18 protein-coding genes and 1 tRNA gene are annotated in these 26,209 nt (G+C 48.8%); 13 read left to right on the plus strand and 6 right to left on the minus strand.

Going from position 1 to position 26,209, the window contains the following annotated elements; translation table 11 throughout:
* Nucleotides 1-98: 98 nt before the first annotated feature.
* From Pan54_RS00880 to Pan54_RS00890, 3 genes are all read left to right on the plus strand, one after another.
* Nucleotides 99-3,353, plus strand: coding sequence for a DUF1553 domain-containing protein (locus Pan54_RS00880; protein ID WP_146501614.1), 3,255 nt, complete (start codon nt 99-101; stop codon nt 3,351-3,353).
* Nucleotides 3,354-3,360: 7 nt separating this feature from the next.
* Nucleotides 3,361-4,791 (plus strand): DUF1501 domain-containing protein, encoded by a 1,431-nt coding sequence (locus Pan54_RS00885; protein WP_146501615.1) that lies wholly within the window; start codon nt 3,361-3,363, stop codon nt 4,789-4,791.
* 166 nt (nt 4,792-4,957) lie between these two features.
* The gene (locus Pan54_RS00890) at nt 4,958-5,884 is read left to right on the plus strand and encodes an alpha/beta fold hydrolase (protein WP_146501616.1); all 927 of its coding nucleotides are present in this window, start codon (nt 4,958-4,960) and stop codon (nt 5,882-5,884) included.
* Between the two features lie 292 nt (nt 5,885-6,176).
* Here the strand turns inward: Pan54_RS00890 and Pan54_RS00895 are convergent, their stop codons facing one another.
* Nucleotides 6,177-6,953, minus strand: coding sequence for a rhomboid family intramembrane serine protease (locus tag Pan54_RS00895; RefSeq protein ID WP_146501617.1), 777 nt, complete (start codon nt 6,951-6,953; stop codon nt 6,177-6,179).
* Nucleotides 6,954-7,234: 281 nt separating this feature from the next.
* Nucleotides 7,235-8,131, minus strand: a complete 897-nt coding sequence (locus tag Pan54_RS00900) for an alpha/beta hydrolase (protein WP_146501618.1) — start codon at nt 8,129-8,131, stop codon at nt 7,235-7,237.
* Between the two features lie 147 nt (nt 8,132-8,278).
* Between Pan54_RS00900 and Pan54_RS00905 the strand changes: the two genes are divergently transcribed.
* From Pan54_RS00905 to Pan54_RS00925, 5 genes are all read left to right on the plus strand, one after another.
* The gene (locus Pan54_RS00905) at nt 8,279-8,737 is read left to right on the plus strand and encodes a hypothetical protein (RefSeq protein ID WP_146501619.1); all 459 of its coding nucleotides are present in this window, start codon (nt 8,279-8,281) and stop codon (nt 8,735-8,737) included.
* 55 nt (nt 8,738-8,792) lie between these two features.
* Complete coding sequence (locus Pan54_RS00910) at nt 8,793-12,155, plus strand: PVC-type heme-binding CxxCH protein (RefSeq protein ID WP_146501620.1); 3,363 nt, start codon at nt 8,793-8,795, stop codon at nt 12,153-12,155.
* A gap of 156 nt (nt 12,156-12,311) precedes the next feature.
* Nucleotides 12,312-12,842 carry an NUDIX hydrolase gene (locus Pan54_RS00915; protein WP_146501621.1) on the plus strand — a complete coding sequence of 177 codons (531 nt, stop codon included), beginning with the start codon at nt 12,312-12,314 and terminating at the stop codon, nt 12,840-12,842.
* A 401-nt stretch (nt 12,843-13,243) separates the two neighbouring features.
* Nucleotides 13,244-14,959 carry an arylsulfatase gene (locus Pan54_RS00920; RefSeq protein WP_146501622.1) on the plus strand — a complete coding sequence of 572 codons (1,716 nt, stop codon included), beginning with the start codon at nt 13,244-13,246 and terminating at the stop codon, nt 14,957-14,959.
* A 128-nt stretch (nt 14,960-15,087) separates the two neighbouring features.
* On the plus strand, nt 15,088-16,971 hold the full coding sequence (locus tag Pan54_RS00925; protein ID WP_146501623.1) for a J domain-containing protein: 1,884 nt from the start codon (nt 15,088-15,090) through the stop codon (nt 16,969-16,971).
* Nucleotides 16,972-17,106: 135 nt separating this feature from the next.
* Here Pan54_RS00925 and Pan54_RS00930 read toward each other — a convergent pair whose 3' ends face one another.
* Entirely contained in the window at nt 17,107-18,006 is a 900-nt protein-coding gene (locus Pan54_RS00930; RefSeq protein ID WP_165441505.1) for an endonuclease/exonuclease/phosphatase family protein, read from the minus strand.
* A 271-nt stretch (nt 18,007-18,277) separates the two neighbouring features.
* Between Pan54_RS00930 and Pan54_RS00935 the strand changes: the two genes are divergently transcribed.
* Both Pan54_RS00935 and Pan54_RS00940 read left to right on the plus strand, forming a co-directional pair.
* Complete coding sequence (locus Pan54_RS00935; RefSeq protein WP_146501625.1) at nt 18,278-19,333, plus strand: SAM-dependent methyltransferase; 1,056 nt, start codon at nt 18,278-18,280, stop codon at nt 19,331-19,333.
* A complete protein-coding gene (locus tag Pan54_RS00940) occupies nt 19,330-20,103 on the plus strand; it encodes a DUF1295 domain-containing protein (protein WP_146501626.1) in 774 nt (257 codons plus the stop codon). The genes Pan54_RS00935 and Pan54_RS00940 overlap by 4 nt, the downstream gene beginning before the upstream one ends.
* Before the next feature lie 42 nt (nt 20,104-20,145).
* Here the strand turns inward: Pan54_RS00940 and lpxK are convergent, their stop codons facing one another.
* From lpxK to Pan54_RS00955, 3 genes are all read right to left on the minus strand, one after another.
* Entirely contained in the window at nt 20,146-21,240 is a 1,095-nt protein-coding gene (lpxK, locus tag Pan54_RS00945) for a tetraacyldisaccharide 4'-kinase (protein ID WP_165441506.1), read from the minus strand.
* Nucleotides 21,237-22,703, minus strand: a complete 1,467-nt coding sequence (locus tag Pan54_RS00950; protein ID WP_146501628.1) for a DUF1501 domain-containing protein — start codon at nt 22,701-22,703, stop codon at nt 21,237-21,239. The genes lpxK and Pan54_RS00950 overlap by 4 nt, the downstream gene beginning before the upstream one ends.
* 539 nt (nt 22,704-23,242) lie before the next feature.
* Nucleotides 23,243-23,316, minus strand: a tRNA-Ile gene (locus Pan54_RS00955).
* A 427-nt stretch (nt 23,317-23,743) separates the two neighbouring features.
* Here Pan54_RS00955 and Pan54_RS00960 point away from each other — a divergent pair.
* The 3 genes from Pan54_RS00960 to Pan54_RS00970 all read left to right on the plus strand — a co-directional run bounded on the left by Pan54_RS00960 (nt 23,744) and on the right by Pan54_RS00970 (nt 26,103).
* Nucleotides 23,744-24,517 carry a glycosyltransferase family 2 protein gene (locus tag Pan54_RS00960; protein ID WP_165441507.1) on the plus strand — a complete coding sequence of 258 codons (774 nt, stop codon included), beginning with the start codon at nt 23,744-23,746 and terminating at the stop codon, nt 24,515-24,517.
* A gap of 54 nt (nt 24,518-24,571) precedes the next feature.
* Nucleotides 24,572-25,345 (plus strand): TylF/MycF/NovP-related O-methyltransferase, encoded by a 774-nt coding sequence (locus Pan54_RS00965; protein ID WP_146501630.1) that lies wholly within the window; start codon nt 24,572-24,574, stop codon nt 25,343-25,345.
* Between the two features lie 92 nt (nt 25,346-25,437).
* Nucleotides 25,438-26,103 (plus strand): class I SAM-dependent methyltransferase, encoded by a 666-nt coding sequence (locus tag Pan54_RS00970; RefSeq protein ID WP_146501631.1) that lies wholly within the window; start codon nt 25,438-25,440, stop codon nt 26,101-26,103.
* The last annotated feature ends 106 nt before the right edge of the window (nt 26,104-26,209 follow it).

Consider the following 26,209-nt stretch of genomic DNA (forward strand, 5'->3'; position numbering starts at 1 on the left):
CTGATCACACCAACTCCAATTATTATCCATGTTTTTTGTCATCCCGAAGACAGTCCTACCATATTTACCTGACGAATTTCACTCCAGGAACGTACCTTATGATGATGACTGATTCTGAGAGCATGCCTCATCTGTCATTACGCTTATCGTGTCTTATAATCGGGCTCGTCATTGGCAATCCTGCAATATGCTCTTGTGCCGAGACAGTTGATTACCTCACCACAATCAAGCCTCTGCTGGAATCGAAATGCTATTCCTGTCATGGCGTGCTCAAGCAGGAAGCAGAGCTACGTTTGGAGACTCGGGCATTAATGCAACAAGGGGGAGATAGTGGCTCGGTAATTGAGCCAGGTAGCCCGGATGAAAGTCTGCTGTTAGAACGTATCACCGATGAAGAAGACTTGCGGATGCCGCCCGCTGATGAAGGGGCTGCTTTGAAACAAGATGAAATTGAGCTAATTCGTCGTTGGATCCAGGAAGGCGCCATCGCTCCTGAGGAATCGCCGCCACATCCTCCCTCTGAACATTGGGCGTTCCGCAAAATCCAAAAACCAGATTTACCAGCTCTGCATGCTTCCAGTGCAGATTCCGAATCGGGGAGCATATCTCCCAATCCGATTGATTTATTTCTTGAGCAAAAGCGTGTCGAACTTGGGTTAAAAACTCAACCGCCAGCCACGCGATCGATACTGATTCGACGGCTCTATCTGGATTTGATCGGATTGCCGCCAACTTTGGAGCAATTGCAGGACGATCGTCCCTGGAACGAGATTGTCGACGAACTGCTGGCAAGTCCGCATCACGGGGAGCGTTGGGGGCGGCATTGGATGGACGTCTGGCGTTACTCCGACTGGTACGGGTTGGGTAAGCAGTTGCGATACAGTCAGAAACATATGTGGCGGTGGCGTGACTGGATTGTCAATTCACTCAATGAGGATCTCGGTTACGACCAGATGATCGAACAGATGCTGGCTGGCGATGAAATTGCCCCTGATAATCCTCAGGTGATTGCCGCAACAGGATTTCTGGCTCGCAACTACTATTTGTTCAACCGCACCACCTGGCTCGACAGCACAATCGAGCATACTGGCAAGGCATTTCTGGGGCTAACACTCAACTGTGCCAAATGTCACGATCACAAGTACGATCCGATCTCGCAGGTCGACTATTATAATTTTCGAGCAATCTTTGAACCGCATCAGGTTCGGCTCGATCCCGTTCCCGGAGTGACAAATTTTGAACGAGACGGTTTGCCTCGTGTGTTTGACGATCACCTTGAAGAGAAAACCTTCCTGCATGTTAAAGGGGATCCCAAGAACCCTGATGAAACGGTTTCTATTTCTCCCCAGGTGCCTAAGCTATTCTCCAATTACCAGCCGAATGTTTTGCCGGTAGAGTTACCTGCAACTGCTTATGTCCCCGGTCTTCGAGAGTATGTTCAAAACGATCATTTGAAGAATGCAAAATCGTTACTGGAGTCAGCCCAACAGGAGTTGACTGCTGCCATCAAGAAAAAATCGGAGAGAAACTACGAACCTTTTGAGTTCGTGGATTCTTTTGATCAACCTGATCCGATGAACTGGGAGGTCATCGGAAACGCATGGGTCTATAAAGACGGAAAACTGCAGCGTACGACTTCCACACGAGAGCCTGAAGCGATCCGATATAAGCATGACATACCAACGGATTTTGAGGTCACTTGCCGATACACAGCCACTGGTGGGGCGACGTATAAATCGGTCACTTTTCGGTTTGATCAGTCAGACGATTATTCCTACAACAATTTTGTCTACTCGAGTGCTCACGAGCCTGACCCTAAAATCCAAGCCGCGTTTACTCGTAATGATAAAACGAGCTATCCTGGTGATGGACGTATCTCTCGCCCGCTTGAAGTGGGACGAAGTTATGAAATTCGTTTCGCGGTCCGCGATCGCTTGATGAATGTCTGGCTCGATGGAGAATTCGTACTTGCCTATCAGTTCCCGGATCGTCAACCTGATGGACACTTCGCGATCTCGGGATTCGATGCAACCGTGGCCTTCGACGAGATTTCCATCCGATCCCTCGCCCCCGAAATGGAATTGACCAGCCCCAAGAGTGATAAAAATACCTCCACTCAGAATCCTGAGCTGGTCGTTAAAATAGCCAGGGCGAAGCTCGCTCTCGCCCAGGCGAATCTGCAATCGTTACAAGCCACTATTGAAGCTGATGAAGCGAGATATGTTGACCAGCCTGCCAATGACGTTTCAAAGTCTGCTCAACATGCCGCTCATATGCAGGCCGAAGCCAAGGTGGCCTCAGCTCGATACGAACTTCTGAAAGTTGGTAGCGATGAGAAAAAGCAGAAGACTGCCGAAGAAATACTGAAGCAGGCTGAAGCGAATCTAACAGCCGCCAAGTCGGGCGAAATTCCGTACAAAACTTTGCGTGCCTCCCAAAAGGCACTCGAAACTCCGGCAGATAAAATGGAGGATTATCCAGCTGCTTATTCATCGACAAGCACGGGGCGTCGTACTTCTCTGGCGAAATGGATGACATCCCCTGATAACCCATTAACGGCTCGGGTTGCAGTGAATCATGTCTGGATGCGACATTTCGGTAAACCACTGTTGGATTCAGTTTTTGATTTTGGACTCCGAGCAAAACGTCCTGTGCAAGCCGAGTTGCTGGACTATCTCGCTGCCGAATTTATGGAGCACAACTGGAGCTTCAAGCATTTGCATCGTTTAATCGTCACTTCAAATGCTTATCAACTGAGTTCCTCCACGAGCGATGCTGATGCGACGACTCTCTCTGTCGATGCAACGAATGAGTATTACTGGCGGATGAACACCAGACGAATGGAATCACAGATTGTTCGTGATTGTCTGCTGCAACTGGCCGGGCAACTCGATCCTCAACTTGGCGGGCCTTCGGTCGATGTTGGGAACAAAAGCAAACGTCGCAGTTTGTACTTCAAGCATTCTCGCGATCAGCAGGACAAATTCCTGACAATGTTCGACGATGCGGATTTGCTCCAGTGTTACCGTCGCGATGAAAGTATTGTGCCTCAGCAGGCGCTTGCACTTGCTAATAGCGAGTTAGCTATCACGATGGCCGAACAAATCGCTAAGTCGATTGATGCTTCACGGCCTGATCAAGATTTAGAATCTTTTATCAGAACTTCGTTTGAAACCATCATCGCCCGGCCTGCTACGCCTCAAGAACTTCTAGCCTGCCAGGATTACTGCACACAACTTGCTCCGCTGGTTCGAAAGCGATATCCCGATAATCCGGAGCAACAAGCCGAGAGAATTCGGACCCACCTGATTCATAGTTTACTCAACTACAACGATTTTATATCGATCCGGTAACAGTTTCATGCATCGTAGACAACTTCTAAGTAATTCCGCCCTTGGCTTTTCAACTCTTGCACTGCAGGCAATGCTGCAACGTGATGGCTGGGGGGCCGCAGAGAAATCGACTAACACCCTGACAGCTGGATTGCCTCATTTTGCACCGAAAGCCAAAAGTGTGATTTGGTTATTCATGCGTGGCGGCGTGAGTCACATGGAAAGTTTCGATCCCAAACCAGCTCTTAATCAATACGCTGGTAAAACAATTCCAGAAACTCCCTTTGCAGATGTACAGAATCCCGAACTTCTCAAAAGGGTTCGGGTTGTGGTCGTCAACGATGCGAACGGTCAGCAGCGAAACAAACTGTATCCCCTTCAGGTCGGTTACAAAAAATACGGCGAAAGCGGCATCGAAATCAGTGACTGGTTTCCGCATATCGGTTCGCAGGTCGATCATCTTTCCATCATTCGTTCCATGTGGACCACCGACGATAATCATGGTGCCCAAGTGCAGTTTCATTCGGGACGCCATATGCTCGATCCCCGCGTTCCAACAATTGGGGCCTGGATCAATTGGGGACTTGGCTCGTTGAATGAAAATCTACCGCAGTTCATCAGTATGGGACCTCGTTTTTTCGATCGCCGTGACGGGCATTACCTTGGCCCTGCTTACGATTCCATTGAACTGAAGGTCGACCCCAAAAATCCTCTCGACTACGCTCAACCAGAAGGGGACCTGACCGCCGCCGAGCAGCGACTCGGGTTTGATCTTGTTAATCGGCTCAATAAGCTTACGACTGAAAACTATCCTAATGATGCCGCTCTTGATGCGCGTATCAAGTCTTACGAGTTGGCATTTCGGATGCAGACTGCCGTGCCCGATGTGATCGATTTTACTCAAGAAACTGAAGAGACCCAGAAGTTATATGGATTCGATCAGAAACAGACACGGCCATTTGGAGAACAGTTACTCGCTGCCAGACGGTTTGTCGAACAGGGGGTGCGGTTCATTCAAATTCAACATGGAGATGGAGCAGCCGGAGCCTGGGATCAACATTCCAATCTCAAAACGAAACATGCCGAGTTGGCCCAACAAGTAGATCGCCCCATCGCCGGATTGATACAGGATCTGAAAAAACGGGGGCTGCTCGATGAAACGCTCGTGGTATTCGCGACCGAATTTGGACGCACACCAGGTTCACAGGGGACAAACGGCCGCGATCATCACCCGTATGGATTTAGCGTCTGGATGGCGGGCGGAGGTTTGAAGGGAGGTGTTGCCCACGGAGCGACCGATGAAATTGGTTTTCACGCCGTTGAAAATCCACACTATGTGACCGACATTCACGCGACACTGCTTAAACAACTCGGTCTGAAATCGCACCGTATGGAAATCCCCGGACAGAAACGGCTCGAACAGGATTTCGGTCACCCGATTGAAGAAATTATTGCCTGAAATTCATAGGAAATGTTGCAGAGCCAGCCACATGAAAGGATACGGTCGAAATTCGATCAGTTCCGTTTCCAGCATAAAATTGCTAAAACAATTTTCGCGGGATCATACTCTTCTGGCCTCATGTAAGTGTCATTTCTGAACTGAATTCTCTGAAAAGTCTTTATTGATGAATCAAACCGGCTCTCACCCTCTTGTCTTAAAGCATGGTTTGACTGAAGAATACCCTTTTAACCAGAATTATCTGACAACGGATTCCGGTCGAATCCATTTTGTGGATGAAGGAACCGGGCCAGTCTTACTATTTGTGCATGGCAATCCGACCTGGAGTTTTGCCTGGCGGAATTTGATTAAACGATTCTCGCCGACACATCGCTGCATTGCGATTGACCACCTTGGCTGCGGCCTTTCCGAGAAGCCTCAAAATGAAGTTTATCGCTTAGCAGATCATATTGAGCGTCTGCAATTGCTGGTCGAAACTCTTGATTTGCAGCAGATCACTCTGATTGCTCATGATTGGGGAGGAGCGATTGGAACTGGAGTAGCCGGCCGAATCCCGCAGCGTTTTTCACGACTCGTATTAATGAATACCGGTGCTTTTCGCTCGCAACAAATTCCATTTCGTATCGCCCTGTGCCGCATTCCACTACTGGGAAAACTCGGGATGCAGGGAGCTAACTTATTTGCCCAGGCAGCTGTCCACATGGCTGTGAATGAAGCGTATCCGCTTTCGCCAAAAATTAAAAAAGGATACCTTCTGCCTTACGATTCCTGGAGAAACCGGATCGCGATTGATCGGTTCGTCAAAGATATCCCTCTCAGCCCCAGCCATCCGAGTTATGAAGCTTTGACCGAAGTTGAGAAGGGACTGACCAAGTTGACTGCCAAGCCCATTCTGCTTCCCTGGGGGATTAAAGACTGGTGCTTCACTCCTGAATTTCTTAAAGAGTTTCAACGAATCTTCCCCGAGGCTCAGACGGTTCGCTTTGAGGAAGCCGGCCATTATCTTTTTGAAGAACGTCCTCAGGAACTGGGGGATGCAATTGCAAAGTTTATAGGACAAACCGAGGAATCCACTTCAATCTCATCAGATTAGACCATTTTCAAATGGTTTCTGCAGTCGCTTGGACTCCAAATGGCCGTACAACACTGAGTTTACTCCTGCAAAAAGCTGCAATTATTTTTTTGAATAGGCTTTTAAGGATCCTGCGTAATACTTAGAGCATTCCCACGACCATCACTTCGTTCTGGGACGTGCCACCCAGAACGTTGTGGATACAATTCGTATCCTACTGTTACCAAATTTGAGTTGTACCATGGAGATCAGGCAATGCCTGACGTGCTACTGTCTAATAATTGTGTTTTGTGCTTGTCTCTCCGTTTATGTTTCAGTTCGCTCGATAATTTCGTTCGGGAACTGGAGAACGAATCAAGCCGAGTGGACGGAGTGAGAGGACAATCAGGAAGCCTGCTAAAAATCCGCCAATATGAGCCCACCAGGCAACACCACTCGATTCGGTCCCTCCCAGACTGTAAGTCCCCTGCAGGAGCTGGAAAACGATCCAGATTCCCAGAAAGACTTGAGCGGGCAGCATCACGGTGAAGAAAATGACGAACAGGGGAACGAGCGTCATGACTTTTGCGTGGGGATATAGAATAAAATAAGCCCCCATGACACCCGCGATGGCGCCACTGGCTCCTATTGTCGGAATTGTCGATTCCGGCATGCTCAAGTAATGTGCCAGACTTGCCAGTACTCCGGCTCCCACATAAAACAAAAAGTAGCCAATGTGCCCCAGACAGTCTTCGACATTATCTCCAAAGATAAACAGAAACAGCATATTGCCCAGAAAGTGCATCCAGCCACCGTGCAGAAACACGCAAGTTACCAAAGTCAAAAATGGTGCAACGGCTGATGGGGCGGCAGGACGTTCAACAAGTTCGACTCTCCCCGGCTGAAGTTGGGCGGACCGATACTCCTGAACCATCACTTCCGAATCCGGATGGCTCACCCGGGCGGGAATCATTCCATAACGCTCAACCAGATCGGGAGCTCCTGGCGGCTGAGACAGCTGAATCAAAAAGGCAATCGTACAGCTGGCCATCAACAGATAGTTGACATAAGGCGTGCTGCGTGAAGGAATCGTATCGTGAAGTGGAATCATGCGAATTGACTTTCAGCGATTGAAGCCGGGACTCATTAATTGTCTCTCGATGGGATGAAACCCCTCGCCTTCAGACGAAACCTTTAGTGCCCTGTTCCAATTAAAAATTAGGATATCACTGGCTTTGCCAGCGCATCGCAGCTTCAATTTTAGCCTCGACTTGCATTGGCGGAGCCAGTGGCACACAACCCGAAGCTATAACTGGAACAGTCCACTAGAACCATTGGGCTACGGATTGTGTGTCGAGTACTTCCTTGAAGCTGAAGTCGGTTAAACAGGCATCACTTCTTTAACCAGTCGAGTGAGATCAGGAAGTCATCCATCTTATGGATCGTGTCTGCAAAGTCGTCCTTGTTCCTCGAGTAATTGAAGAAGCCATGAGGGCGGCCTTCGTAGCCATGCAGTTCACATCGCAGGCCCGCTGCTTCCATTGTATTCTGAAAGCGTTCCACATTTTCGTAACGCACAGTGGTATCTCCCGTCCCATGAAAAATGATCGTGGGAGGAGTATTGGCATTGATGTGTTGCAGCGGTGAAAGTTCTTCCGCCCGATCCCCTAATTTTTTTGGTCCGCCTGCCCAGCCTTTATCGGTCGTGTCGGCAACCGGGTTGAAGAGCAACAACGCATTCGGCACAGAAGAGATCGCATTGTCTTCCTGCGGGTTATCGAATTTTGTTAAGGTTGCAGTTGTCGCTGCAACATGCCCGCCAGCCGAACCACCACCGGCTGCGATGCGGTCAGGATCGATATTGAATTGTTCGGCATGTTGACGAACCCAGCGAATTGCCGATTTGCCATCTTCAACGCATTCGAAGGGTGTCGTCTTATGCTTGGATTGAATCCGATATTCGGCAGAAATCGCGACCATTCCCTGATTAGCCAGATGTCGGCAGTGGGGATAAAACTGACTGGGGCTCCCACCGACCCAACCACCACCAAAAAAGAAAACGACCGCTGGTCTTTTAACATTTTTTGAAGAGGCCGTCGGTTCAAAAACATGCAGCTTCAGCTCTCCCTGTTCGGTTTGTTTGAACTCGATAATCCGATCGGGTTTCGCATCCTTCAATTCCTCGATGGAGGTCTCTGCTGCAAACAGAGCAGGTGATAGCGACAAAAGCATTCCCGCCATCAGCAGTGCAAGTCTGAGTTTCAATGACGAATGACAAATCTGAAGCATGAGTCGACTTTCTGAAGCATTTAGGAGTTTGGAATTGGTTAACTATCCTGACAGCCGCCGGAGGCAGCGAACTTGCATCTTATCCGGCAAAGGGGGATGATCCCAGTTTGATCAGGTATGATCACCCTAATTTAAGCAGGAATAGAAATGGAAATCTCAATACCCGACTCCCCCCATTTCCGAAACATCATCGCAATTGTCTTTGGCCTGATGGTCAGTGCGATTGCCGTCGGTACGATAGAAATGCTCGGACATCAAATCTACCCGGAACTGGCTGATCTGGATTATGAAGATGATGCCCAGATGAAAACGATTCTGTCGAATGCCCCTGCAACGGCACTGGTCTGCATTATTGCTGCCTGGACCTGCGGAAATTTTTTCGGCTGCTTTGTCGCTGGCGTTATGGGCACAGAGCAGGGAACTTTCTGCTGTATCGTATTAAGTGTCATTATTGCATTCCTTGCGGTCACAATGCTTTCTCAGATTCCGATGCCGAAGTGGTTCACGTTTCTGGGGCTCGTCATGCTTGTTCCCGGCGGATTCGCCGGCTGGTGGCTCTCGCGATTCACACTTGATAAATTACAAAGTTCGGTCATCGACAAATAAATTCGTTCAGAAGTTCTGTCTTCCAATTTTCAATCGTTGTACAATCGAGTTCATCATGCGTTCAATAGTTCATTGCCTGTTCCTGACTGCCATTGTTTTGTGTTGTTCTACATTGGCATATTCGTCAGACCCTGAATATCAACCAAAAATCGAGCCGAGTTCCAATGAAGGCAAGCAGGCGATTGAATCGTTCCGCATTCCGGAAGGCATGCAGGTCGAACTGGCAGCAGCCGAACCGAATGTGGCTAATCCTGTCGCTTTCGCTTTTGATGAACAGGGGCGGATTTACGTTTGCGAAACGTTTCGACAAAAGCAGGGAGTCGAAGATAATCGCGGGCACATGTATTGGCTGGAAGACGATTTGCAGGCTCAAACGGTCGCCGACCGTCGGCAGTATATGTTGAAGCATCATCCGGAAATGCTTTCTGCCTGGACCGCTCAGCACGATCGGATTCGACTGCTCGAAGATGAAAACAAGGATGGCACATACGAAACCGCGTACGTGTATGCAGATGGATTTAATGATCTCGTCACCGGAACCGGAGCTGGCATTCTGGAGTTCGATGGCGACGTCTATTACACATGTATTCCCCGCCTGTGGAAGTTTGAAGATACCAATGGCGATGGGCGGGCTGATGAACGCGAAATTCTGCAGGATGGTTTCGGAGTCCGATTCGCCTTTCGTGGACACGACATGCACGGCTTGACTCTCGGGCCGGATGGACGAATCTACTTCAGCATTGGTGACCGCGGATACAACTTGATCATAGAAGATGGTCGAGTGCTCAAACGCCCCGATACGGGAGCGGTCTTTCGTTGTGAACGGGATGGGTCTAATCTGGAAGAATTTGCTTACGGTTTGCGTAATCCCCAGGAACTTGCCTTTGATGATGATGGCAATCTCTTCACCGGCGATAACAACTCCGATAGCGGCGACAAGGCCCGTTGGGTGTATGTGGCAGAAGGTTCCGATTCCGGTTGGCGAATGTACTATCAATATCTGAGTGATCGAGGACCCTGGAATCGTGAACGAATCTGGTATCCATTCCAGGCCGATGAGGAAACGACAGCCGTTCAACCCGCTTACACTTTGCCGCCCATTGCAAACCTCGGAGATGGTCCTTCCGGGTTGGTTTCCTATTATGGTGTCGGACTACCCGATCGATACCAGGGACACTTCTTCCTGGCTGACTTTCGCGGACAAGCCTCGAATAGTGGAATCCGTTCTTTCGCCAACAAGCCGAAGGGAGCCGGGTTTGAACTGGTCGATTCTCATGAATATCTGTGGAACACGCTCGTGACTGATGTTGATTTTGGTTACGACGGTCGCCTCTACTTTTCCGACTGGGTCAACGGTTGGGACGGCATTCAAAAGGGACGCATCTATCGACAACAGCCTGAGGAAGATTCACTGAAACAATCAGGTAATGAAGTCGCACAGATATTTCAGCAGGCGTTTGCAGACAGGTCTGTTGAAGAACTGATCTCGATGCTCAGTCATGCGGATCGTCGTGTCCGTCAACGTGCTCAAATTGAATTGGCGTCACGCAATGCTCAACAGGAACTTGTCGAGGTTGCTATTCATTCAAATGAATCCAGAGCAAGACAGCACGCGATTTGGGGGCTGTGGGAAATTGCTCGTCAGCCCGAAAAGAAAAGTGCGCTTGCTAAACTCATGCCACTGTTTCAGGATCCAGATGCCAATATCGTGGCACAGGTCTGCCGAGTTGTCGGAGACTGCCGCTATCAAAAAGCATCTCAGGAAATACGAGGGGCTCTCAAGCATGAGAATCCTCGCGTCGTCTACTATGCGGCAATTGCCTGCGGAAAGTTAGGGATTGCCTCTGCCAAAGACGAATTACTCTCACTCGCAACAACTCGCGGGAAAGAAGATCCTGTCTTAAGACATGCTCTCGTGATGGGTTTAACCGGAATTGGCGCAGCTCAGCAGTCCACAGAACAAACGGTCGAACTACTGGATGATCCCAAAGCAGGGACACGAGATTCCCGATTGGCGGTTGTGGTTGCCTTACGACGCTTGCGTGATTCTGCCATTTCGCAATTCCTGAATGATGCTGAGCCGAAGGTGGTCATCGAGTCGGCTCGGGCCATTCATGATGAACTGATCGAATTCGCGATGCCTGCACTTGCCAGTTATCAAGGAAATCTGACCTTTTCGGAGGCTCTGACGCGACGTGTGGTGAATGCGAATTATTTGCTCGGACAGCAGGAGAATGCAGAAACTCTTGTGCAAATTGCCACCAACGATCGTTTATCGGAAACCGTCCGTCAGCAGGCGATGACCGCACTATTGAATTGGTCGAGTGGATCAAATATCGATGCCGTGATTGGCAAGTATCGTCCAAGAACAGGACAGTCTGCTCCCTATCTGAAAGAAATTGTTTCAGGGTCGTTACCCGATTTATTCCGTGCCAGCGAGAAACTCCAGAAACAGGCGGTTGAACTGGCTGCTCTCTTAGAGATCTCTGACATCGCACCTCAGATGATGGAGTATGTCGATGATGAGAAGGCTTCCGTTGACTTACGAGTTTCGGCTTTACTGGCACTCGATCAGATTGCGACGAAGAAAGCCGATCCGATTGTAAAACGGATGATTTCTTCTGAACTGCCCGAACTGCGAAAAACGGCCCGCAAGATATTCGCCGCCCGGCATCCGGCAGAGGCGGGTCCTGTATTACAGGCCGCAATCGATGAGGGAACTTTGGCTGAGCAACAGGATGCAATTCATCAGTTAGCAAGGCTCGATGCAAAAATGACTCAGCAGATCCTGGCTGATCTGCTCCAGAAAATGTTGGCTGATCAATTGCCGCTAGGATTGCATCTTGACGTGATCCAGGCAGCAGAGGCCACGCAAGATCAGCAGTTAACAGGACTGGTCAAATCGTACAACGAAAAATTCGAGGCGGGGAATCCCGTTGAAAAATTCCGAGTTTGTCTGGAAGGTGGAAACAAGACATTGGGCGAAGAACTCTTCTTCGGAAACGCCGCTGCTTCCTGCAGGCGTTGTCACCTGGTCAATGGTCAGGGAGGTGGAGTCGGGCCAGATCTCTCCGAGATCGGTAAGAAAAACGAAGCCCACTACTTGCTCGAATCCATCGTCGATCCCAATGCAAAAATAGCCAAGGGGTTTGAGACAGTAATTCTAGTTACGATTGAAGGAAAAATTGTTTCGGGAATCATCAAAGAGGAAACCGACGATTTCATCACTCTGGTGAAGCCGATGGGAGAAATCGTGCAGATTGCTCAAGACGATATTGAAGATCAGGCTCCCGGAAAATCAGGGATGCCGGCTGACATCGCCAACCAGATGACCAAAGCACAGATTCGCGATCTGGTCGCTTACCTAAAGACCTTAACCGAAAAGAAAAATGTCGAAGCTCATGGAATTGAGGAATAAGAACGCCAGACAAAACTCAATAATTAAAAGCGATCACGCAAGTCATTAAAGCAAGGGTGGCGAGGGAACTTTCGGGGGCTTCCCCTAAAGCAGAACGCCCCCGCCACTCCAGTTAATGATTCAGTTATTATCAAGTTTTGTCAGAGGAATTAGAACATGCCGGAAACACCCTCAGAAGAAGAGTGGTTCGATATTGTCGATGAGCACGATCAGGTTCTACGAAGTGCACCGCGCAGCGAAGTGCACGGCGAAGGACATCTGCATCGAGCCACACACATCTGGGTGATCAACTCTGCAGGAAAACTGCTGATCCATTTGCGGGCAGCCGGTAAAGAAGAGGAACCACTCAAGTGGACCTCATCTGCTTCCGGACATGTCAGTGCAGGGGAAGCTTATTCCGTATCAGCGGCTAGAGAATTGTCGGAAGAACTCGGCATTGAAGCTCAGCTGACCCGCTGGCACAAAATTATGTCCGGACCGGAAACAGGTTATGAACATACCGAGCTCTATGCCTGTCAGAGTGACGCCGTTCCAATACCCGATCCGAATGAAATCTCAGAGATTCAATATCTGGATTTCGCAGAGATCTACGAATGGCTGGACAGAGAACCAACCGCATTTACACATCCGTTTCGCGCGTTCCTGCGCTGGTCGCAAGAGAATTCTGATAAGATCGTCTTTGATTAAATTCAAAGTTAAATTAGAACCGTATTATTTAGATTACAGCAACGGTACATAGTGATCAGCATTGCGGGATCTCTCTGCTACTGGAATGATGTGATCAAATTATGCAGATTATCGGCCACTGCGATGCCTGTTCTGTATTTCAGGAGAAATCTTATTTTTACTGAATGACAATCGGCTGGAGCGATAGTCGTTAATCATCAAGTCAACAGAAGCTGACCGGAGCCGTGGGCTATGGACTGAAGTCATGGAGTTCTGATGAATTGCTGTCGCAATCCGCCCACACGTTCTGGTGAAATTTTCCAAGGGGTAGAACCTGAAGGTTTCGCCTGAAGGCGAGAGCCTTGAATCAAACTTGGGACCCATCGTTTGCAAAATAATTCCGCGTGTCGTCATGTCAGGTCATGCTTCACCTTTTGAGGAGAACATCAGTGAATCGAACTCAAAGCGCTCTGTTTGCTTTTCTTGCCGTCTATCTTTCCGTTGCTTCGCCTCTGCAGGCGGTGGAACGGCCGAATATTATTTTGATTATGTCGGATGATATGGGCTTTTCGGACATTGGCTGTTATGGCGGGGAGGTGGAAACGCCGACGCTTGATGCACTGGCCGCCAAGGGTTTGAAGTTCACTCAGTTCTATAATACGGGGCGTTGTTGCCCGACGCGGGCTTCCTTATTAACGGGGCTTTATCCGCATCAGGCGGGGGTCGGTCACATGATGAATGACAAGGGGCTTGAAGGTTATCGCGGGGAGTTGAATCAACGATGTCGTACGATTGCCGAAGTGTTGAAGCCAGCCGGTTATTCGACATTTATGGCTGGTAAGTGGCATGTGACACCGCATATTGCTCCGGGGTCGCCACGAAATAACTGGCCATTGCAGCGGGGGTTTGATCGTTTTTATGGAACGATTCATGGAGCAGGAAGTTTCTTCGATCCGAATTCGCTCACTCGGGACAACACGCAAATCTCTCCCTATGCCGATGAGGAATATCAGCCAGAGACTTATTATTACACGGATGCGATCAGCGATCATGCGGTGCGGTTTATCGATGAGCATCAGCAGTCGAAGTCAGATGATAATCCGTTCTTCATGTACGTCGCGTACACGGCTGCGCACTGGCCGATGCATGCGTTGCCCGAAGATATCGCCAAATACAAAGGACGATTTGATGCGGGTTACGAAGAATTGCGAAAAGAACGCCTTGCCCGAGTGATCGACTTAGGACTTGTCGCCGAAGATACGCAACTTTCACCCGGTGCCCGTGAGTGGGATCAGGTACAAAATCGCGAGTGGGAATTGAGATGCATGGAAGTGTATGCCGCGATGATTGATCGGATGGATCAGGGAATCGGCAAAATTGTGAACTCGCTCAAGCAGAACCATCAGTTCGACAACACTCTCATATTCTTTCTACAGGATAACGGCGGCTGTGCAGAAGGATTGGGGAGATCACCTAGAAAGAATCTGACAGCTCGGGCTGTAACGGCAACTCTGGATCCGATGCCAGCCGATGAATTGCAGACCGGAATGATTCCCGCTCAATCGCGCGATGGCTTCCCGGTTATCATGGGTCCGGGCGTGATGCCGGGGCCGGCTGATACTTATATCGCCTATGGCCAAGGCTGGGCGAATGTCTCGAACACTCCCTTTCGCGAATACAAACATTGGGTCCATGAAGGAGGCATCTCAACTCCGCTGATTATTTCCTGGCCGGAGCAGATCTCCTCAGGCGGAAAACTGGTGCGGGAGCCAAGTCACCTGATTGACATTATGGCAACCTGTGTTGATGTAGCCAGAGCGAATTATCCGCAGGAAGTGGGTGGTAATAAAATTCATCCGCTGGAAGGTTTGAGTCTGTTGCCAGTCATTGAAGAACAACCACTTAAGCGTGAAGCGATCTTCTGGGAGCACGAGGGGAATCGAGCGATTCGTGTTGGTGACTGGAAGTTAGTTTCTAAATTCAAAGAGCCCTGGGAACTTTACAACATTAAGACGGATCGAATCGAAAGCCACGACTTGAAAAAGCAGAATCCCGAACTGGCAATGGAACTCGAACAACGTTGGGATTCTTGGGCAGTACGGGCAAATGTGTTGCCATTGCGACCGAAAAAACAGTGAGCATCGGAATCCCGAATAGGAAGTCAATTCAATCGCCAGTTAACAATTTCATCATCAGAAATTCATGGAATCCCTTTCAGCTTAATATTGTTTCTATTTGAAATCAGATGCAATGAAAGAGAAATTCTGTGACTTTGGGCCCAAGCGACTTTGAACCATTCTATAAATTATTAGGAATCCCGGCTGATCAACAACCTCCAAATTATTATCAGCTACTGGGGATTTCTATCGATGAAGATGATCTGGATGTAATTCGAGTTGCGTCTCGTCAACGTCGTGCATTGATCAAGTCGCATTCTCAACTCGGGCAACTCCCCGAGGCCAATGGTATCCTGTATCAACTCCAGGAAGCTGAACTGATTTTATCCGATCCTATTTCCCGTAAGGAATATGATGATCGGGCAGATCTGTTGCGGCTGAAGAAGCAGAGTTCATCCGATGATCCTCTCTATATCCAATCGAAAATCGAACCGGCTGCGCCCCAAGTTGTCGGCGAAGAGACTGGCCTCTGGAAAATGTTTGCAGGGATTTGTGTTCTGCTTGTTGTCGTGTTTTCGCTGTTGGCCTGGCTGAATTCGGGAATCGTCTGGAATAAAACGCAACCGGAAATTGCCTCCAGAGGTGACGAACAAGACAATACTTCCAGCCAGTCCTCTGGGAATCCGATTGATGAGTCTGGCGATTCTCCGACACGGGAAATGATGGAAGGAGGAATCGACCTGCTTCCACTGATCAAGCTTCCGGAGAATGTTATCCAGGCAGAGTGGGAATTTAAAGATCAATTCTTAATCGGGGACTCGACTGCGAATTCGAGTCAAAACTATTCACTGGTAAAGATTCCTTATGAGCTTCCTTCAAATTATGTACTCCAACTCAAAGTCAGGAATACAGACTCCCGCGATGACAGTGCCCTGGTTGCCGGGCTGGCGAATCAAGATGTCGGCTTTGCGGCTCACATGAAAGCCAACCGTACACAGAGTTGGCTGATGGATTACGAAACGGAACAGGCTAATGGCATGCATCAGGATCGCAAGCCGGTTCAGTTTTTTAACTCGGAGGTGTTTTCGATTTTGACTTTTCGAGTGACTGAAAAATCAGTTGTGGTGGAAGAAAACGGAATCCCAAAACTCAAATGGGAGGGGGATTTCAGTCAGCTCTCCCGCAAAAAATTCTGGGCGATGCCTCAGGGAGAAGATCCCCGCAGCCTGTTTCTGATGACGTATGGACGTTATGAATTTGCCGAGATCCGGCTGCATCCATATTACGGTCAGATGCGACCCTTGACCGAATTGAATACAGTCGAGGGCGACGAGCGTGGTCCCTGGTTATCTGCAGATGGTTTGACCTTGTACTGGTGGGTCCGTCCGACCATGGAGGCGGAGTCGGAAATTTGGAGTGCCTCTCGACCAAATCACAATTCGGCATTCGCGAATAAGCGTCGCCTGATGCAGGGGGAATCTCCCACAATCACCGGCGATCAACTCGAGATGATTTATCTGCCAAGTCGCAGTAAAAGTGAAGCCTTGCATATTTCGACACGTGAATCGATTCAGGAGTCGTTTTCTGATCCGGTTCCAATTCCTGCTTTTCAGGACTTTGCCTTCGATAATCCGTGTGTGAGTCAGGATGGATTGACGATTGTGATGGAGAGCCGCTCTAAGAATGGGAAACCATATCTCGCGACACGAAGAAGCAGAGCAGACGCCTGGAGCATCCCTCAGGAAATGATTGTTCCAGAATGGAATAACCAACCCGGTCGCTGGCGTGCTCCCATGTTGTCTGAAGATGGTTTGATTCTCACTGCGACTTATAGCACAGACACAGGAGATCTCCATGTCCGCACAACTCGCGTTAATCGTGACTTGAACTTCAATAAAATGGAGCAGTCGGAAATTTCCCAACTGGGTGAAAGTTTTGCTTATCCACGGATCAATGAAACAATAGGCGAACTGTATCTAGTAAAATTCCCCAAACCGGGTGACTTATGGGTTTCCAAATGGCCGTTGGAGTAATGACGACAGAACTCGTATGGTTGAATTCGATCAAGTCTGCTTTATCTGTAGCGTCTGGCGATGCAAAAATACTAATAACGTTAGGCTTCAACGCGATACGCTATTACTGAATGTGTTCTTGGATTCATAAATTATTCAGTCCGACTCATCAATCTTGTAGTCCACTAAAACGGCTCGATGATCGCTGCCTTCGCTGGGGATTGCCTGACAATGGATCGGCTTGAGTGCTGGTGTCGACCAGCACTGGTCGATGCGAATTAGTGGTAGTTGATTCGCGATCGTACAGCCCCAGCCAACGCCTACTTCTTCAAAGGCGTCCTGCATGCCTGATGAGAGTGGAGAGAAAATTGCGTCTCCCGGTGGAGCGTTGAAATCCCCAGCGATAAGAACTTCGCTGCCTAGTGAATGAGAAGGAAGTTCTTTGAGAACGGAATTCAATTGGCTTCTCTGCAATTTGCGATGCTGTGAATAGGCCTGCCAGCACTCGGGATTCCAAAGATCGAGTCGAAATGGCGGGGCATAAAGGTGTACGGGAACCAGTAATAATTCAACGGTTCCAGATTCTGTCGGAATTCGGGACTTTGCGGGAAGACAATAGCCTGTAAAATCAAAGGGGGCTGGTATTTCTTCCAGTGGATATTTTGAAAGAATGGCCACATCGGGATCCCAGGCAGAAAAGCCTGCTTCGCTAAATATTTTTATTCGAAGTTTATCCAGACTGTCGCGACTGACTGTTTCCTGAATGAGGATGATATCGGGTTCATATTTTGCAAGTGCCAGAATCGCTCCCGCAGAATCGTGACAGTTGAGTGTAATCACGCGTAAACTTTGACTTGATGCAGCACGCGTGACTGGTGGACGATTCTGATAGAGACCTCGTATGAGTGCAATTGGTGTATCCGAAATCAAATAGGTCAGTGCCAGAAAAGGGACCATGATCCAAAAATACTGGCGAGTGAAGATCGTGCCGTAGAGCAAGAGGGTGATCAGGCAGGGAATCGTCCAGACCCAGATTGGGTAAACAGTAATCGCCATGAATGAATCGGGACGGATCGAATAAATTATCGTCAATGAAATAATAATTAGACTACTGAGAAGACAGACCGGTATCATGAACCGCTTTCGTGAATGAAAGACCTTATCATCACTCGAATGTTCAGAGGATTGATTCATCGTAATTCAATTCCGATTCGAGGTGCTCGATTGTCCAAGTAAAAAACTTATCATTCAATAACTGATATCCGCAGTATAATATTCAATTGAACTTGTTTGAGTAATCTCAAAAGTAAGAATACGGAGCAGACGTTTGTACGAGCAGCTATTTTCAACGGCATTATATCAGGCGGAGCAGGGGCGGTTGCCCGATGCGGTGGTGCGTCAGGGGATTCGGCAGTTGTTGACGCAGCGGCGCCGCGAGCGGGAACAGGGGACTTGCACGGATCATCAGGAGCGACTGCAGGCTTTTCTGGATGATGCCCGGAGCAGTCCTGTTGCGGTTGTGCCCGAAAAAGCCAATGAACAGCATTATGAGGTGCCTGCTGAGTTTTTTAAGTTGGCTTTAGGGCCACAGCGAAAATACAGCTGCTGTTTTTATGAAAGTCCCGAGACTCGTCTTGCCCAGGCAGAGTCGAAGGCACTCGAATTGACTTGCCAGCAGGCCGAAATCAAAAACGGGCAGGCAATTCTCGAACTCGGTTGTGGCTGGGGTTCGTTGTCGTTGTGGATGGCCAGACGCTATCCGGAAAGTCAAATTGTAGCCGTCTCGAACTCGGCTTCGCAAAAGGCGTATATCGATCAGCAGATTCAGACGCTCGAATTGAACAATTTGAAAATTGTCACTGCAGACATGAATACGTTCGCCCCTGAAGGAATATTCGATCGCGTGGTTTCGCTCGAAATGTTCGAACACATGCGAAATCATGAATTGCTGATGGAGCGAATTGCCAGCTGGCTGAATCCTGGTGGCAAGTTGTATGTGCATATTTTCTGCCACAAAGATCATCCATATCTTTATCTTTCCTCAGGTCCTCAGGACTGGATGTCGGAGCATTTTTTCAGTGGCGGAATGATGCCGAGTGATGAACTGCTGCTGCATTATCAGAAAGACTTGGTTTTGGAACGTCGCTGGCGATGGAACGGAAAACATTATCAACTGACTTGTGAAGACTGGTTGAAGCGAACCGATGCCGCCCGCGAAGAGATCCTGAAAATCTTTGAGACAACCTATGGGGCAGAAAATGCCCGTCAATGGTTTTATCGTTGGCGAATGTTCTTCATGGCCTGTGCAGAACTGTTCGGCTATCGAGATGGCAATGAATGGTGGGTTTCGCATTATCGTTTTGTGAAGCGGGAGGCGAAATGAGTCTGCTACTGATTAATGCGGGAGTGATTCTCGGGCTGATGATTCTGATGTGGTTGATCAGCCTGCCGCTGAAAGATGTGAGTATCATCGATCTGGTTTGGGGGCTCGGCTTTGTGCTGGTCGCCTGGACGACTTATGGCGTTGCCATTCAAAGTGGAAAGGTTTGTTATCTTCTCCCCTTGCTGGTCACGATTTGGGGCGTTCGACTCTCTGGCTATCTCGCATTGCGGAATGTCGGTCACGGAGAAGACAAGCGCTATGCGAAGATGCGTGAAAATGCAGGCGCGACTTTTCCTCTGGTCAGCTTATTCACGGTCTTTGTGCTGCAGGGAGTGGTGATGTGGACCGTTTCGCTGCCGTTGCAAATTGGGATTCCTCAGAACCCCGGTGTTCTGAATGCTTTCACTTATGTTGGCTCATTTGTGTGGCTGGTGGGAATCGTCTTCGAAGCTGTTGGTGACTGGCAGTTGGCTCGCTTCAAATCAAATCCGGACAACAAAGGCAAAGTGCTCAACACGGGTTTGTGGCGATACACCCGGCATCCCAATTACTTTGGCGACTTCTGTGTGTGGTGGGGCTTCTGGATTTTATCGATCTCAGCTGGTGGTCCTTACTGGACAATTCTGAGTCCGATCGTCATGTCGATCTTCCTGATGTATGTCTCAGGAGTGACACTGCTGGAAAAAGATTTGAAAGAGAGCAAGCCAAAGTACGAAGAATATATCCAACGAACGAATGCGTTCTTTCCTGGTATGCCTCAGTCTGAATAAATTATTTGAACCAGGGATGGACACGGATGTGCACAGATATGCTTATCCGTGGTTATCCGTGTCCATCCCTGGTTCTTGCTTTATTTTAGTCAGAATCGTTTCAATTAAGACATCCTCTCCCAAGTCGATGACAGCTTCAATCAGTAAGGACTGGCAAGTGATGCCTTGAGGAATCAATTCGCGGATTTTGACCAGATCTTTCAGAGTGGTGACCAGTCGACCGTTTGCATGTTCTCGCGCTACTTCTGCTAATTGATTGAGGTCGTCCTGTGTGTAGTGGTGATGATCTGGGAAGACGAACCAGTTCTGGTTGTTGAGTTCCAGGCCCAGTTTCATGAGGCCTTTTCTGAATCCTTCGGGATTGCCGATGCCACAAAAGGCGACTGCTGTTTGATGCGATTCTGAAATCGGAACGGTATTGCCGCGATGGTCCTGCCAGCCGGTGGGGGCGAAGTGAACGTGTATTATCGGCACTTCAGTAGACCGACGAATTTTCTTTTCAATTTCTGCTAGTTCTTCTTGAGTGATTTGATCGGTGCGGGTGATCACAATGAGATGAGCACGTTTGAGTGCATTGAGAGGTTCGCGTAATAAGCCTCGGGGCAGAAGATGGTTGTAGCCGAAGGGATTGACGGCATCGATAAGGACCAGGTCGACGTCTCGTTTGAGTCGTAGATGCTGAAAGCCATCGTCGAGCAGAATGATGTCTACCTGATCGTCAATCAAAGCTTGAGCGGCTGCGACACGATCGCGGTTTTGCCGGTGTGGAGTGCGTGGACACATCAAATCGAGAACCAGCTTTTCATCGTTAGCCGGGATGTTTTTTGAGTCCTCCGATTTCAAAGCTCTGTAACCACGGCTGGCGATTCCGGGGATCATGCTCTGTTCAATGAGAAGTTTAACGAGTCGGGCAGTGAATGGAGTTTTTCCAGTCCCCCCTGTCGTCAGGTTGCCGATGCTGACTACGGGAGCATCGACGGCATGGCTGGATTTCAAGCCGCTGCGGTAGAGCGACTGATGCAGGTTCAATCCTAAACGATAAAACGGTTCGGCAAGAGTCGTGCCTGCTCGTAGCGAATGTGCGAACAGATCGCCTCGTCGGCCGGAAAGTATGTCATCGATATCCTTGGGGTTCACGCAAACAGTTCCCGCACTGGTTGTCCCTGTCCATCCTGAGTCACATAGAATGGACGACCTTCTGTTACAAAAGCGGTTTTGGGAGAGATCCCCATCGCGGTCATGATAGTGGCGTGCAGATCGATCACCGAAACTGGATTTTCAATCGCGAGCAGCGGGCGTTCGTCGGCTGTTTTGCCGTAGACGAATCCCTGCTTCATTCCTCCGCCAAACATCACCACGCTGGTCCCGCCGGTAAAGTGGCGATGTAATCCGTAGTGCTTGGGCTCGCTGAGGGTATCGACTTTGAATGTCGCCTGGTCGTTGGCATTTGAGCCGGGCTTCCCTTCGATTAATGCATCTCGGCTAAATTCTGAAGCAATAATAACCAGAGTCCGATCGAGCAGTTTACGGTCTTCGAGATCTCGAATCAGTTTTGCAATAGGACGATCAATTTCACTGTGCAAACGAGCGACAGTTTCGTGTCCGCTCTTGTGAGTATCCCAGTGCAGGAATGGGACATACTCGGTTGTGACTTCCACAAATCGAGCCCCGGCTTCGACCATCCGTCGGGCCAGTAGACATCCGCGACCAAAGCGGCCGGTGTCGTAAACTTCGCGACTTTCCTGGGGTTCGTCGTTAATATCAAACGCCTGACGATCTTTTGAGCTGAGTAATCGATACGCATTTTCCATAGAACGCAGCAGCGATTCCCGTTGATAGTCGCTCATGTTCTCGCGGTTTGGATTTTGATCAACCAGTTGTTTGTAGAGTCGATTGCGATTTGCGAAACGCTGTGAGCTCATTCCGCTTGGAGGTTGAACCGCTTGAGCAGCCTGTTCAGGATAAGGCAGATTCATCGGCCCGAATTCGCTGCCGAAGAATCCACCAGTGGTGAAGGCCTTGAGTTCTTCCTTCTCGCCGACTCCTTCAAGTCGCTGACCGATATTGACAAACGCGGGCATAACCGGATTTTGCGGGCCGAGAACTTTTGCCATCCAGGCACCGAGATGCGGACAGGCGACTGTTTGCGGTGGCACATAGCCGGTATGCCAGTGATATTGATGCCGGGAGTGCAAAATGCTACCGAGATCGGGTTGAACTGCAGAGCGAATGAGCGTCGCTCGATCCATCACCTGAGCAATCTCGGGCAAGCCTGCAGAGATTTTCAGGCCATCGACCGAAGTGTCGGTAGCCGGGAATGTGCTGAGCATGTTGCCAACCGGCATCCCGACTTCATAAGGAGCATACCCCTTCGGATCGAACGTTTCTGGAGCCGCCATCCCGCCAGCCATCCACAACAGTATGCAGGCATCGGCAGTTGGCGCAGGGTGATCGACATCTTCATTGGCAGAGAGCAATTGAGGCTGACCAGCCATCCAGCCCGCGACATTCATAGCCGCGAGCGACTGTAGAAACTGACGTCGCTTGAGCCTGCTTTCGAAGGTTTCAGTTTGTTGTGATTGTAAAGTTTTTGTCTTCATGGTTCGATTCCTCCAGATGTTCACACATCATTATAACACAGGATGGCTGGAGAAATCGACTGCGAAACCTGATGATAATTCCTCTGACGTCACACAGAGTTGAATCCTGAACTGAGAAATCACCAGGGGATTGTTCCGCTTAAAACTTCGCGTTATGTGCCACTGGCTTCACTAGTGCAAGTCAGGACTAATGCCGAAGTTACGATTCACTGGCCAAGTCAGTGCCACACTAAGTTATTAGTAGGAAAGAGCGGAGATATGACCTTGTGAACACTATCGTTGTCTCGAATTTCTGCAATTTTTGTTTTGTGTGAGTCATTTTCCTCAAAATAGACACCCCAAAGGCATCGCGTTGATAATCAGATGAATTCTCAGACAGGAAAGGGGAAATAATCATGAAGAAAATTGATTAGAACACCTGCAGTTGGCAATTTCAGGACGTAAGCCGTGGCTAATTAATTGACTGACACAACCCAGCCATTAGCCAAAACGGGCAACAATCTCACGATGGAAACCATTGCCCGAAAAGAACTTAGGAATGGGACTACTCGGACTTGAACCGAGAACCAACGGATTATGAGTCCGCTGCTCTAACCGATTGAGCTATAGTCCCGAAGATAGATCCATCGTAGCTTTCAAAAACGTCAAACTCAAGGATTCCAGTCATCCCATCGCTTATCAAATTCCGTTTCCATTATGGGGAATTGTAACGTAGTGGACAGCATGCCTCCTTATTTGGTTCGGAATTATGATGATTAAGTATCCGATGTCGCCCAATCTTCAGCGGAATTAATCTCTGCAGTCTGGCGGATATCGTGTTTAGCGCCGATGGTTGAGATTCCGGAAGCAAAACAATGCACAGCAAACCAGGCATTTTGAGAATTGAACTTGGTCTTGTTGGATTTGCTTTGATCTGATTATAGTTCTGTCAAATCTCAAAATTTCACGATCAAATCCAGCATCAATTCACTTCGACCGGTTTTCAGGAAGAAATTAGGCAAGTGAGAAACTCAGACGGACCACTCAGGAGGAGTTCATCCGTGAATCAACCGGCTCGCGAATTCCCACCGTTTTCCGGTGCGGTGATCTGCTACAACGAAGAGTCGCATATTGAGCGATGCCTGAAGTCCCTCGAATGGTGTGAGCAGGTGGTCGTTGTCGATTCCGGTTCCAAAGATCGAACTGTTGAGTTGGCACGACAATTCTCGAATGTCGAAATCCATGTCCGTCCATTCGACACGTTCATCAATCAGAAAAATCATGCTCTCGAAAAATGCAGTAAGGAATGGGTGATTTCACTCGATGCCGATGAAGTTTTGACAGAAGAAAATATCACAGAAATTCAATCATTACCACTGGATTGCTCCGGATATCGGATCGGTCGACGCTCATTTATAGGCAATCAGGAAATACGCTACGGGACTTGGAGTCCTGACTTTCAGTTAAGGATTTTTCGCAAGTCATGTTCCGCCTGGGGAGGAACGAATCCTCATGAATCGATTCAGATCGAAGGTGAAGTCGGTTATCTCGAATCCCGGATGCTGCATTACAGCTATGATACTCTAGATGAGTTTGTCGAGCGAAATACAAAATATATCCACATGATGGTCGATCATCTGGAAGCGAGTGGACGAAAAACCAATGCGACTGAGCCGTATGTGCATTGCGTCGGTAACTTCGTGAAGGCTTATTTTGTGCGACGCGGTTTTCTGGACGGAGCTGCGGGCTTCTTTCTTGCTCGACATATCGCGGGTGGATCATATTTGAAATATCGCCTGCTGGCTGAACGAAATCGAGAAAGCAAAGCCGCGTAACATCAGATTCCATCGTGCTCTTTCGAAATCAATATTCATAACAGGAACGTATTCATGACAACATTTCACAAACAGGCTGGGCAGTTTGTCTCGACCTGGAGAGATAAGATTAAAAGTGGACGCAAACGATCAAAATTGCATAAGCAAATGAAGGATATCGATCCTATCGATCTTTCAAATATCGAACGGGTCATGCCGTTTACGATGCTTAGCCCGGATCGACTGTATGCCTTCATGCAGGCAACGCGGCACATCTGTCATGCAAATATTTCCGGTGCGGTTGTAGAATGTGGTGTTTGGAAGGGCGGGGCGGTAATGTCGTCTCTGCTGACCATGCGGGATATGAATCGGACCGATCGTGAATACTTTTTGTACGACACATTCGAAGGGATGCCAATGCCTTCAGAAAGTGATAAAAAGTACGATGGCGATAAGCTGCTTACCGACTTTCAGGAACGTCAGATCGGAGAAGATGGGTCAAGCTGGTGCCGTGGTGAATTCAATGAAGTTCAGGAGAATGTTTACGGCACAGGATACGATCCTGCACGAATTCATTTCATCAAAGGGAAAGTGGAAGAGACCATTCCTCACACACTTCCTGATCAAATTGCAATTTTGCGACTCGATACCGATTGGTACGAATCGACCCGTCATGAACTCGAATATCTCTACCCGCGACTTTCACCAGGTGGTGTGCTGATCATAGACGATTACGGCCACTGGGAAGGGGCCCGTCAGGCAGTCGATGAATACTTCGCCGAGCACCACATTCCTATGTTATTGCATCGCACCGATTACACAGGACGCATCGGCGTTAAAGCGGCGTAATTGAAACTCCAGGGTTATAAAAAAGATTATAGGTCAGGCTGTGCCTGACCTACAGCTCAATTAGATAACATTGTCTGAAAGGACTCAGACTCATGCGTGCATGTTCAGAAACACTCGAAGCGGAAATGACCCTTGCAGAACAAAATTTTCTGCAGGGTTTGATTCGTGAGGAAAACTTCTCGGGATCACATCTGGAGATCGGCACCGCTGCCGGTGGAACGCTCTGTCGCATGATGAGTTGTTTCAACGATGATTCACGACCAAAGTTCGTCGTGGTCGACCGAATGACCTATTTCCCAAAACAGGATGAAATTGTCGCTGAGAATTTACGGCAGCATGGACTGTCTCCGGAAGCCGTCGATTTTCGGACCGCGACCAGTTCGGAGGCCTTCAAAATTGCCGAACAGAAAGAGGATCGCTTCGATTTTATGCTTGTCGATGCCTCTCACAAAATTCTGGCAGTCATGTCTGACCTGCGTTGGACACGGTTGTTGAATGTGGGTGGAATCGCCTGTTTTCATGATTATGCCGACAAATTCCCTGGGGTGAAACTTTCGATTGATCGCTTCTTGAAGCAGCATCCGAATTACGAAGTCATCGGTCAGGCTGACAGCCTGCTGGCGATTCGAAAAACAGGACCGTGTGCACAGGGTGAAGTCTCAATGATGGACAGTGCGTACAGTGTAATGATGCATTTCCCGCTGGTGGTCGACCGTAAAATTAACAAATGGAAGTCTCGCAGCAAAAAGGCGGCTTGAACGAATCCTCGCTTCAATTACGATCGTATGCATGTTGATTCAAGTTAAATCGAACGGTAAATCGAGCTTGTGATTGTTCGAGTTCGTTCCATTCTTTGAAAGTGAT

The organism is Rubinisphaera italica (assembly GCF_007859715.1).
GTDB lineage: Bacteria > Planctomycetota > Planctomycetia > Planctomycetales > Planctomycetaceae > Rubinisphaera > Rubinisphaera italica.